General features: G+C 69.6%; 10 protein-coding genes. All 10 read left to right on the top strand.

Annotated elements, in window-relative coordinates; all coding sequences use genetic code 11:
* Positions 1 to 176: 176 nt before the first annotated feature.
* Entirely contained in the window at positions 177 to 1,307 is a 1,131-nt protein-coding gene (gene flhB, locus RSA25_RS14935; RefSeq protein WP_332809642.1) for a flagellar biosynthesis protein FlhB, read from the top strand.
* 23 nt (positions 1,308 to 1,330) lie between these two features.
* Positions 1,331 to 3,412 (top strand): flagellar biosynthesis protein FlhA, encoded by a 2,082-nt coding sequence (flhA, locus tag RSA25_RS14930; protein ID WP_332809643.1) that lies wholly within the window; start codon positions 1,331 to 1,333, stop codon positions 3,410 to 3,412.
* 153 nt (positions 3,413 to 3,565) lie between these two features.
* Positions 3,566 to 5,446 (top strand): flagellar biosynthesis protein FlhF, encoded by a 1,881-nt coding sequence (gene flhF, locus RSA25_RS14925; protein WP_332809641.1) that lies wholly within the window; start codon positions 3,566 to 3,568, stop codon positions 5,444 to 5,446.
* Positions 5,433 to 6,320 carry a MinD/ParA family protein gene (locus RSA25_RS14920; protein ID WP_332809640.1) on the top strand — a complete coding sequence of 296 codons (888 nt, stop codon included), beginning with the start codon at positions 5,433 to 5,435 and terminating at the stop codon, positions 6,318 to 6,320. The genes flhF and RSA25_RS14920 overlap by 14 nt, the downstream gene beginning before the upstream one ends.
* A complete protein-coding gene (locus tag RSA25_RS14915) occupies positions 6,317 to 7,063 on the top strand; it encodes an RNA polymerase sigma factor FliA (protein ID WP_332809639.1) in 747 nt (248 codons plus the stop codon). Before RSA25_RS14920 ends, RSA25_RS14915 begins: the two co-directional genes overlap by 4 nt.
* Positions 7,064 to 7,079: 16 nt before the next feature.
* On the top strand, positions 7,080 to 7,472 hold the full coding sequence (cheY, locus tag RSA25_RS14910) for a chemotaxis response regulator CheY (RefSeq protein ID WP_312237772.1): 393 nt from the start codon (positions 7,080 to 7,082) through the stop codon (positions 7,470 to 7,472).
* A complete protein-coding gene (locus RSA25_RS14905; protein ID WP_332809638.1) occupies positions 7,472 to 8,086 on the top strand; it encodes a protein phosphatase CheZ in 615 nt (204 codons plus the stop codon). Before cheY ends, RSA25_RS14905 begins: the two co-directional genes overlap by 1 nt.
* 4 nt (positions 8,087 to 8,090) lie before the next feature.
* Positions 8,091 to 9,917 carry a chemotaxis protein CheA gene (locus RSA25_RS14900; RefSeq protein ID WP_332809637.1) on the top strand — a complete coding sequence of 609 codons (1,827 nt, stop codon included), beginning with the start codon at positions 8,091 to 8,093 and terminating at the stop codon, positions 9,915 to 9,917.
* A 109-nt stretch (positions 9,918 to 10,026) separates the two neighbouring features.
* Entirely contained in the window at positions 10,027 to 10,767 is a 741-nt protein-coding gene (locus RSA25_RS14895) for a flagellar motor protein (protein ID WP_332809636.1), read from the top strand.
* A gap of 1 nt (position 10,768) precedes the next feature.
* A partial coding sequence (motD, locus tag RSA25_RS14890) for a flagellar motor protein MotD (RefSeq protein ID WP_332809635.1) occupies positions 10,769 to 11,757 on the top strand: 989 nt, incomplete at its 3' end.

Below are 11,757 nucleotides of genomic sequence, written 5' to 3'. Positions count from 1 at the left end.
ACCTCACCCCTTCGGCCTGGTCGGGAGCCGGCCAGCGGCCGGCACTACCTCACCCTTCGGCCTGGTCGGGAGCCGGCCAGCGGCCGGCACTACCCGGATCGCGCGCGGAGCGGCGCCGCGGCCGTCACGGAACGGTTCTTGCACCAGACCGGGTACTCCCCCCGCGTCGTGCCCCCATGTCCGAGAACGAACAAGCCGGCGAAAAGACCGAACTCCCCACCGAAAAACGCCTGCGCGATGCCCGCGAGCAGGGCAACATCCCGCGCTCGCGCGAACTGGCCACCGCCGCGGTGTTCGGGGCCGGCGTGCTGGCGCTGATGGCCTACTCCGGCAGCATCAGCAGTGGGGCCAAGACCTGGATGAAGCTGGCGCTGAGCCCGGAGCCGGGCCTGCGCATGCATCCGCAGGCCCTGTTCGGGCATTTCGGCCAGCTGCTGCTGCAGTTGCTGCTGGCGATGTGGCCGCTGGTGCTGATCTGCCTGCTGGCCAGTTTCCTGGCCCCGGTGGTGATGGGCGGGCTGCGCTGGTCCAACAAGTCGCTGATGCCCGATCCCACCCGGCTCAGCCCCATGGCCGGGCTCAAGCGCCTGTACGGGCCCGAGGCGATCGCCGAATTCACCAAGTCGCTGCTGCGCATCGCCTTTGTCGGCACGGCGGCGGGCATGGTGGTGTGGCACGGCATCCGGCCGCTGCGCGACCTGCTCAACCAGCCCCTGGAAACGGCCATCGTGCACGGCCTGGGCTTCACCCTGAAGCTGATGCTGGCCACCGGCGGGGCGATGATGCTGCTGGCCGCCATCGATGCGCCGTACCAGCGCTGGAACTGGATGCGCAAGCTGAAGATGACCCGTGAAGAGCTGCGCCGGGAAATGAAGGAAAGCGAGGGCAGCCCGGAGGTGAAGGGCCGCATCCGCCAGCTGCAGCAGCAGATGTCCAACCGCCGGATGATGGAAGCGGTGCCCAGCGCCGACGTGGTGGTGGTCAACCCCACCCACTACGCGGTGGCCCTGAAGTACGAGGGCGGGAAGATGGGCGCCCCCACCGTGGTGGCCCTGGGCGTGGATGAAACCGCCCTGCGCATCCGCGAAGTGGCCGACGGCAACAAGGTCGCCATCGTCTCGGCGCCGCCTTTGGCACGCGCCTTGTATCGGGAAGGTCAACTTGGAAAGGAAATTCCCGTGAGACTGTATTCGGCCGTGGCCCAGGTTCTGTCCTACGTGTACCAGCTGCGCACCTGGCGTGGCGGGCCGATGCCGGCCGCCCCCAGCATCGACGTGGATGAATTCGGCAAGGGAGGCCGCCCGTGAGCGCCCAGCCCGCCACCCCCGGCATGAACGTACGCCGTGCCCTGGACATGATCCGCAACGGACTGGGCGCCCCCTTGATCGTGCTGGCGCTGCTGGCCATGGTAGTGGTGCCGCTGGCCCCGCCAGTGCTGGACGCGCTGTTCACCTTCAACATCGCCATCTCGCTGATGGTGCTGCTGGCGGTGGTCTACGTGAAGCGGCCGCTGGATTTCACCATCTTCCCGATCGTGCTGCTGGTCACCACCATGCTGCGCCTGGCCCTGAACGTGGCCTCCACCCGCGTGATCCTGCTGCACGGCCAGGACGGCCACGAGGCGGCCGGCAAGGTGATCGCCGCCTTCGGCGAGTTCGTGATCGGCGGCAATTACGCGGTGGGCATCGTGGTCTTCGCGATCCTGACCATCATCAATTTCGTGGTGATCACCAAGGGTGCCGGGCGCGTGTCCGAAGTGACCGCCCGCTTCATCCTCGATGCCATGCCCGGCAAGCAGATGGCCATCGACGCCGACCTCAACGCCGGTTTGCTGACGCGCGAGGAAGCCAAGGCCCGCCGCGAGGAAGTGCGCGAGGAAGCGGACTTCTACGGTGCGATGGACGGTGCCAGCAAGTTCATCCGCGGCGATGCGATCGCCGGCATCCTGATCCTTTTCATCAACATGCTCGGCGGCCTGGCCGTGGGCGTGCTGCAGCATGGCATGCCCTTCGGCAACGCGGCGGCGACCTACACCCTGCTGTCCATCGGTGACGGCCTGGTGGCGCAGCTGCCGGCGCTGCTGGTGTCCTCGGCGGTGGCCATGCTGGTCACCCGTGCCTCGCGCTCGCAGGACATGGCGCAGGCCATGATGGGCCAGGTGTTCGGCCAGTACCGCGCGCTCACCATCGCCGCGGCGATCATGGGCGTGGTCGGCCTGGTGCCGGGCATGCCCAACGTGGCCTTCCTGTCGCTGGCCGCCATCCTCGGCTTCGTCGCCTGGAAGGCCTGGAAGAAGAGCAACGCCGCCGCGCGCACCGCCGACACCCCGGCCGCCGGCCGTGGCGAGACCCTCGGCCTGCCGGGCGCGGCGCCCTCGCCCACCGCCGAGCTGACCTGGGATGAACTGCGCCCGGTGGATCCGCTGGGCCTGGAAGTGGGCTATCGCCTGATCCCGCTGGTGGACAAGAACCAGGGCGGCGAGCTGATGGCACGCATCAAGGGCGTGCGCCGCAAGCTCACCCACGACATCGGCTTCCTGATTCCCTCCGTCCACATCCGCGACAACCTGGAGCTGCCGGCCAGCGGCTATCGCCTGCTGATCCACGGCGTGCCGGTGGCCACTGCCGACATCCACCCCGACCGCGAACTGGCGCTGGACCCGGGCAGTGCGCTGGGCACCCTGGAGGGCATCGCCGGCAAGGACCCGGCCTTCGGCCTGGATGCCACCTGGATCCAGCCGCACCAGCGCGCCCACGCCGAGTCGATGGGCTACACCGTGGTCGACCCGGCCACCGTGGTGGCCACCCACCTCTCGCACCTGATCCGCGAGCACGCACCGGAGCTGCTCGGCCACGAGGAGGTGCAGCAGCTGCTGGCCAACCTGGCCAAGAGCGCGCCCAAGCTGGTGGAAGACCTCACGCCCAAGTCGCTGCCGCTGTCGGCGGTGGTGCGGGTGCTGCAGAACCTGCTCATCGAGCGCATCCCGATCCGCCAGCTGCGCAAGATCGTGGAGTCGCTGGTGGAGAACGCACCGGTCAGCCAGGACCCCTCGGTGCTGACCGCGGCAGTGCGCAATGCGCTGGGCCGTTTCATCGTGCAGGAGATCGCCGGGATGTCGCCGGAGCTGCCGGTGTTCACCCTCAACCCGCAACTGGAACGCGTCTTGCAGGAGTCCACGCAGGGCAACGGCGCCGCGCTGGAACCCGGACTCGCCGAGCGACTGCATCAAAGCCTGGCCGAATGTGTCGGCAAGCAGGAAGCGAAGAACGAGCCGGCGGTCGTGCTGGTACCGGGCCCGGTGCGTGCCGCGCTGGCACGGCTGGTGCGCCACAGCGTCCCCTCGCTGTCGGTGCTGGCCTACAGCGAGGTGCCCGAGGACAAACGCCTGAAGCTGGTCGGCACGATCAGTTGACGCCGGAAGCCCGACGGCAATGCGCCAGAAAACAGACACACCCCCATTCGATATCAACGCAGCAGGACATAAAGGGAAACCCGGACCGTGCAGACCACCGACAACCAGCGCTTCCCTTCCACCACCCCGCCGCCCCAGTCCCGGTACCACAGCATGAAAATCAAACGCTTCGTCGCCTCCGATATGCGCTCGGCCATGAACCTGGTGCGCAAGGAACACGGTCCCGATGCAGTGATCCTGTCCAACCGGCGGATCGAGGAAGGCGTGGAGATCGTGGCGGCGGCCAACTATGACGAAGGTGCCGTGCAGCGCGCCCTGGAAGCGGCCCGCAAGGACGTCGAGCCGGCACCGGCGCCGCGCCCGCGCAATGCCGCCGATGCGGTGATTGCCGCGGTGACCCGGCGCAAGCCGGTCGCTGCCGCCCCCGAACCGGTGGCCGCCACCACCTCGGCCGTGGCCGCCCTGGCCCGCGCCGCCGTCGGCGCGACCGGGCGCACGCTCAATTCGGCCAACGAGATCGTGCCGCCGCGCGGCACCGCCGGCTTTGCCGCCACCCTGGCCCAGGCCGTGGCCCCGGCCCTGCGCACCCCGGCGCTGCCGGAACAGATCTTCGCCCCGTTCAATGTGGAGCAGGCCGCTGCCGCTTCGCCGCGCATGGCCGACGCCGGCCTGGCCCGGGTCGAGACCGCGGTGGTCGCCGCGCCGGCGCCCGCGCCGGCCCCGATCAACCGCGCCCGCTTCATCATCGATCCGCCGATGGACGACGAGCCGCACTTCCAGATGCACGTGCCGGCCGCCCAGGTGGCGATGCCGCCGCAGCCGGTGAGCATCGCCGTGCAGGCCCCGCAACCCGCGCCGGCCATCCCGGCAATCCCCGCCCACGCCCCGGCGCTGGTGGAAGCACCGGTGGCGGTGGCGTTCGCCGCGCCGGCAGCGGCCGTGGTCGAGGCACGCCTCTACACCCCGGCCGAATCGCCCGCCCCGGTGCTGGCCGCCGTCCCGGCCGCGCCTGCGCTGGTGGTCGAGCCGGCGGTGGCCGCCGTGACCGCCGCACCGGCCCCGGCCCCGGCCGAGCCGGCCCAGGCGCAGCCGTTGCCGGCCGCCGAGCTGGTGATGGTGCCGCGCGATGACGAGGAACTGCGCCAGCTGCGCCATGAAGTGGCCGGCATGCGCCAGGTGATCGAGCGCGAGATGCACCGCTTCACCGACGAGCGCCTGCGCGGCTCGCCGGTGCGCGCCGCCGCGCTGGACCTGATGGACGAATATGGCTTCGATGCCGGCATCAGCCGCGACGTGGCCATGCAGATCCCGCTGGATACCGAAGCCCACCGTGGCCGCGGGCTGATGCTGGGCCTGCTCTCGCGCAAGCTGCCGATCGCCCCGGTGGACCCGCTGGAAACGGGCGGCGTCATCGCCCTGGTCGGCCCCACCGGCGCCGGCAAGACCACCACGATCGCCAAGCTGGCCTCGCGCTTTGCCGAGAAGCACGCCGCCCGCGACGTGGCGCTGGTCACCACCGACACCGGCCGCATCGGCGCCCGCGAGCAGCTCTACGGGTTTGGCCGCCAGCTCGGCATCGCCGTGCACGAGGCCAACAGCGGCAGCGACCTCAACCAGCTGCTGGAGCGCCTGCAGGATTACAAGCTGGTGCTGATCGACACCGCCGGGCTGGGCCCGCGTGACCGCGCCCTGGCCGCCCAGCTGCACTGGCTGCGCGCGGCCCAGCAGATCCGCACCCTGCTGGTGCTGCCGGCCAACACCAGCTTCGGCGACATGGACGAGGTGGTCCGCCGCTTCAGCGCCGCCAACCCGCAGGGCGTGGTACTGAGCAAGCTGGATGAGACCGGCCGCTTCGGCACCGCCCTGTCGGTGGCCGTGGACCACCGCCTGCCGATCACCTGGGTCACCGATGGCCAGGACGTTCCCGAAGACCTGCACCGGGCCAGTGCCGCCAATCTCGTCCTTCGCCTTGAAGATTTGCGCCGCGCGGCCGATATGCCCTGCAACCCGGAGTTGAACCATGCCGTCGCGTGAGTACGCCAACCTGACCAAGACCTTCCCGCTGTCGGCCACCCGCCCCCAGCCGCTGGGCCCCGTGCGCACGCTTGCCGTCACCGGCGGCAAGGGCGGCGTGGGCAAGACCAACGTGTCGGCCAACCTGGCCGTGGCGCTCGCCGACATGGGCAAGCGCACGCTGCTGCTGGATGCCGACCTGGGGCTGGCCAACATCGATGTGATCCTGGGCCTGCAGCCCAAGGTGACCCTGGCCGACCTGGTCGCCGGGCGCTGCACGCTGGAGGAAGTGATCCTGGAAGGCCCCGGCGGGGTGCTGGTGGTCCCGGCCGCGTCCGGTCGCCGGCACATGGCCGAACTGCAGCCGGCCGAGCACGTGGGCCTGGTCAACGTGTTCTCCGAACTGGAGCGCGAGCTGGACTTCATGGTGGTGGACACCGCCGCCGGCATCACCGACGGGGTGCTCACCTTCTGCCAGGCCGCCCAGGACACCGTGGTGGTGGTCTGTGACGAGCCGGCCTCGATCACCGACGCCTACGCCCTGATCAAGGTGCTCTCGCGCGAACGCGGGGTGGACCGTATCCAGGTGGTGGCCAACATGGTGCGCGACCCCAACGAGGGCCGGGTGCTTTACGAAAAGCTGAGCCGGGTCTGCGAGAAGTTCCTGGCCGACGTATCGCTCAACTACCTGGGCTGCGTGCCGCAGGATGACTGGCTGCGCCTGTCGGTGCAGCGCCAGCAGCCGGTGGTCAAGGCCTACCCGTCCAGCCCGTCGGCCCAGGCCATCACCGAGATCGCCCGCCGCACCGCCCGCTGGCAGGCCCCGACCGAGCCACGTGGCGGCGTCGAGTTCTTCCTGGAACGCATTCTCAAGCAGCGCGGGGTGGCCGCATGAAAGGCGCCGCACAATACAAAGAGGTCCAACGCACGGCGGCCAACGAGTGCATTGCCCAGCATTCGGACCTGGTCCGTCGCATCGCCCACCACCTGGCCGCGCGCCTGCCGGCCAGCGTGGAAGTGGATGACCTGATCCAGGCCGGCATGATGGGCCTGATCGAGGCCTCGCGCAGCTACGACGCCGACCAGGGCGCCTCGTTCGAAACCTATGCCTCCATCCGCATCCGCGGCTCGATGATCGACGAAATCCGCCGCGGCGACTGGGTGCCCCGTTCGGTGCACCGCCGCGCCCGCGATGCGGCCTCCACCATCCGCCGCCTGGAACAGAGCACCGGCCGCGCCGCCAGCGCCACCGAAGTGGCCGCGGCCATGGACATGCCGCTGCCGGATTACCTGCGCCTGATGGAAGACGCCGCGCGCGGCCAGGTGCTGAGCCTGGAATCGCGCATCGAGGACCAGGGCGAGCTGGACACCGTGGCCCAGGGCGGCCCGACCCCGCAGCAGGTGCTGGAGCGCGGCGAGTTCGGCCGCGAACTGGGCAATGCGATCGGCCTGCTGCCCGAACGCGAGCAGCTGGTGCTGTCGCTGTACTACGAACAGGAATTGAACCTGAAGGAAATCGGCGCCGTGCTCGGCGTCAGCGAGTCACGCGTGTGCCAGATCCATGGCCAGGCCGTGCTGCGCCTGCGCGGCCGATTGAAGATCTTCGAGGCGGCCGACGCCGGCCTCCAGAACACTTGATACCGAGGAAAGTGCTTTGAACAAGAACATGCGTATCCTGATCGTCGACGATTTCTCGACCATGCGTCGTATCGTCAAGAACCTGCTGGGCGATCTGGGCTTCACCAATACGGCCGAAGCCGAGGACGGGCATGCCGCGCTGTCTCTGTTGCAGAGCCAGCCGTTCGATTTCGTGGTCACCGACTGGAACATGCCGGTGATGACCGGCATCGACCTGCTCAAGGCGATCCGCGCCGACGCCAAGCTCAAGACGCTGCCGGTGCTGATGGTGACCGCCGAAGCCAAGCGCGAGCAGATCATCGAAGCGGCCCAGTCCGGCGTCAACGGCTACATCATCAAGCCGTTCACCGCCCAGACCCTGGAAGAAAAGCTCGGCAAGATCTTCGAACGCCTGGCGGCGAGCGCCTGATGGAGACCCTTCGCGACAAGTCCGCGCTGGTGCAGCGCCTGCAGGATGCCCTGGCCGCGCTGGAAGGCGGCGACGAAGCCGGCTGGCGCCGGGAAATCGACGCACTGGCCGCCCTGCGCGCCCAGCCGATGATGGCCGGGCTGAACCGCCTGGCCCGCGAACTGGGCCAGGCCCTGGGCGAGCTGCCCAGCCTGCCCAGCGAAGCCGGCGAGCTGGATGACGCCTGCGCGCGCCTGGACCACGTGGTGGCCATGACTGAACAGGCCACCCACCGCACCCTGGACCTGGCCGAGGAATGCCGGGCGCTGACCGAGCAGCTGCGCGCCAACGGCTTGACGGCCGACCAGGACCAGCAGCTGGACCGCATCCGCCACAACCTCACCGAGATCGCGCTCACCCAGAGCTACCAGGACCTCACCGGGCAGATCATCCGCCGCGTGGTCGGCATCGTGCGCCGCGTGCACGAAGGCTTCGGCGCGCTCGGCCTGCCGCCGCAGGACGATGCCGCGCACAAGCGCGACAACGGCCTGGCCGGCCCGGCCGTGACCGGCCTGGATCGCCACCAGGTGTCCCAGGTGGACGCCGACGACCTGCTTTCGGACTTGGGGCTGTAACACCATGAGCGCTGTTCCAGACGATATTGCCGCCGATTTCATCCTCGAGGCCCAGGAAATCCTGGATCGCCTCGGCGAACAGCTGGTGTCGCTGGAGCAGTCGCCCCAGGACAGCGACCAGCTCAATGCGGTGTTCCGCGGCTTCCACACGCTCAAGGGCGGTGCCGGCTTCCTCGGCATCCAGGCCATGGTCGAGCTGTGCCACGCCGCCGAGGAAACCCTGGGCATGGCGCGCTCCGGCCAGGCCGTGCTGCAGGCCCATCATTTCGATGCGGCCCAGCAGTCGCTGGACTACCTGCAGTCCATGCTCGATTCGGTCTCGGCCGGCACCGAGCCCGGCTACGCCCCGCCGGAGCTGATCGCCCAGTTCGACGTGAACGGCCCGGCCACCCCGGCCCCGGCGGCGGCCACGGCGGCCGCGCCGACGAGTGGCGAGCTGATCACCGATGACGAGTTCGAAGCGCTGCTGGACACGCTGCACGGTGGCGCGGCCCCGACCGCCGTGACGCCCACGAAAAAGGCCGGCGACGGCCTGATCGGCGAAGACGAATTCGAAGCCCTGCTGGACCAGCTGCATGGCGGCGCCGCCCCGGGTGCCAAGGCCGCGCCCGTCGCCCCCGCCGCCGCCCCGCGCGCCCCCGCTGCCCCGGCCCTGCCGGCCAAGCCGGCGGCCAACAAGCCGGTGGCCGAGGCCGAGCACACCGTGCGCGTGGATACCAAGCGCCTGGATGCCATCGTCAATCTCATCGGCGAACTGGTGCTCTCGCGCAACCGGCTCAAGACCCTGCGCGCACGCCTGCACGACGAAGAACTCGACCGCGCCGTCTCCACCCTGGACATCGCCACCGCGCGCCTGCAGTCGGCGGTCATGCGCACGCGCATGCAGCCGGTGGGCAAGGTGTTTTCGCGCTTCCCCAAGGTGGCCCGCGACGTGGCCCGCAACCTGAAGAAGGAAGTGGAGCTGGAGCTGGTCGGCGCGGAAACCGAACTGGACCGCAACCTGGTCGAGGCCCTGGCCGACCCGCTGGTGCACCTGGTGCGCAACGCGATCGACCACGGCATCGAAACCCCGGACCTGCGCGAAGCCCAGGGCAAGCCGCGCAGCGGCCATGTGCGCCTGTCCGCGCAGCAGGAAGGCGACTACGTCAGCATCGAGGTGCAGGATGACGGCGCCGGCATCGACCCCGAGCGGCTGCGCCAGAAGGCGCGCGAGAAGGGCCTGATCGACCCGGAGGCCGCCGCCCGCCTGACCAGCGAAGAATGCCTGCACCTGGTGTTCCTGCCCGGCTTCTCCACCAAGCAGGAAGTCACCGACATCTCCGGCCGTGGCGTGGGCATGGACGTGGTGCAGTCGCGCATCCGCGAACTCAGCGGCCAGATCCAGATCCAGTCCGAGCTGGGCCGCGGCAGCCGTTTCATGATCCGCGTGCCGCTGACCCTGGCCATCCTGCCCACCCTGCTGGTCCAGGCCGGCGAGGATGTCTACGCATTGCCGCTGGCGCGCGTGATGGAAGTGCTGCATGCGCCCAACACCTCGCTGGGCTGGTTCGATGGCCGCGCGGTGCTGGATCGCAAGTCGCACACGCTGCCACTGGTGGACCTGCGCCACTGGCTGGACGTGGAACCGGCCGCCTCCCCGCTGCTCACCATCGTGGTGCTGCAGGCCGGCGAAGCACGCTTCGGGCTGGTCGTGGACCAGGTGCGCGGCCGCGAGGAAGTGGTGATCAAGCCACTGCCCAAGGCCCTGCGCGGCCTGCGCGGCTACGCCGGGGCCACCCTGATCGGCGACGGCCGCATGTCGCTGATCCTGGACGTGGACGGCCTGCGCTGACCTCCGATACGCCGGCCACCGGTCGGCGGCTCCCCAACAACTGTGACCGCCGTCCCACCGGATTCCTTCGGCATCTCAAGTCCCATTCACACAAGCCGATATCGGACCCATGGACAGACTCAGCCTCATTGGACTTTTCCTCGCCCTGGCCTCACTGGTCGGCGGCAGCATTCTCAAGGGGGCCGGGCTGGCGTCGCTGTGGTCGCCGGCGGCATTTGTGATCGTCATCGTCGGCACCATCGCCTCGATCCTGCTGCACACCTCGCCGGCCGTGTTCAAGCACGCCTTCAGGATCGTGCGCTGGGTGATACTGCCGCCCAGCAGCGACCGCCACGCGCTCATCCGGCAGATCGTGGACTGGAGCAACATCGCCCGCCGCCAGGGCCTGCTGGGCCTGGAAGCGCAGGTGGATGCACAGCGCGACCCGTTCCTGCGCAAGGGCCTGCAGCTGCTGGTGGACGGCGTGGAGCCGGAGACCATCCGGCACATGATGGAGATCGAACTGAGCAGCCAGGAGCACCAGGACCTGGCCGCCTCCAAGGTGTTCGAAGGCATGGGCATCTATGCGCCCACGCTGGGCATCATCGGCGCGGTGCTGGGCCTGATCGCGGTGATGAAGAACCTGGCCGACCCCAGCAAGCTCGGCCACGGCATCGCCGCCGCGTTCACCGCCACCATCTACGGCATCGCCTCGGCCAACCTGCTGTTCCTGCCGGTTTCGGCCAAGCTCAAGAGCGTGATCCAGCACAACACCCGCGACCGCGAAATGATCATCGAAGGCCTGATCTCGATCGCGCAGGGCGAAAACCCGCGCAACATCGAAACCAACCTCACCGGGTTCCTGCACTGACATGGCCCGTCGCAAGCACCACGAAGAGCATGCCAACCATGAGGCCTGGGCGATCCCCTATGCCGACCTCATGACGCTGCTGCTGGCCTTCTTCGTGGTGATGTACGCCATTTCCTCGCTCAACGAGGGCAAGTACCGGGTCATGGCCGATGCGCTGACCACCGCCTTCGGTGGCGCCCCGCGCACCATCAACCCGGTCCAGGTGGGCAACCAGCAGGTGCAGGGCGGCGGCTGGGACAGCCCGTCGGTGATCAAGGCCGGCAACCGCGTCGGCCCGTCCGCGCCGTCGCCGTCCAACGACCCCACGCTGTTGCCGGCGATGGCCTCGCAGATGCGCATGCCGGTCTCCATCCGCAACCAGCAGCAGCTGCAGCGCGCCGAGCGCCAGCTGGGCACCATCGCCGACAAGCTCACCGCCACGCTGGCGCCGCTGATCGAGCGCGGCCTGATCAGCGTGCGCCGCACCGAGCTGTGGATCGAAGTGGAGATCAACAGCGACATCCTGTTCCCCACCGGTTCGGCCTCGCTGGACGTGCATGCACGCGACACGCTGTCCAGGCTGGCCCAGGTGCTGCGCGACAGCCCCAACGGGGTGCGCGTGGAAGGCCACACCGACAACATCCCGATCGCCACCTCGCTGTTCCCCTCCAACTGGGAACTCTCGGCCGGGCGCGCGGCCAGCGTGGTGCACTTGTTCGCCGACCAGGGCGTGCAGCCTTCGCGGCTGGCGATGGTCGGCTACGGGCAGTTCCGCCCGCGCGAAGACAACGCCAGCGCCGCCGGGCGCAACCGCAACCGGCGGGTGATGGTCATCATCCTGGCCGACACCGCCCAGGGCGTGGACCCGATCAGCCCGCAGCTCACCGCCGACACCGACACGCCGCCGCGCGCCGCGCCGGCCGCCCGCACCCGCGCCCCCGGCGCCCAGGGGCCGGTCGCCCCGGTCCCGGCCGGGCGCCGCGTGGGCGCCGCCGTAGCGCCGGCCGGGAC

The sequence above is a fragment of the Stenotrophomonas sp. genome (assembly GCF_036662295.1).
Classification (GTDB): Bacteria; Pseudomonadota; Gammaproteobacteria; order Xanthomonadales; family Xanthomonadaceae; genus Stenotrophomonas.
This window is presented reverse-complemented; position numbering and strand designations above follow the sequence as displayed.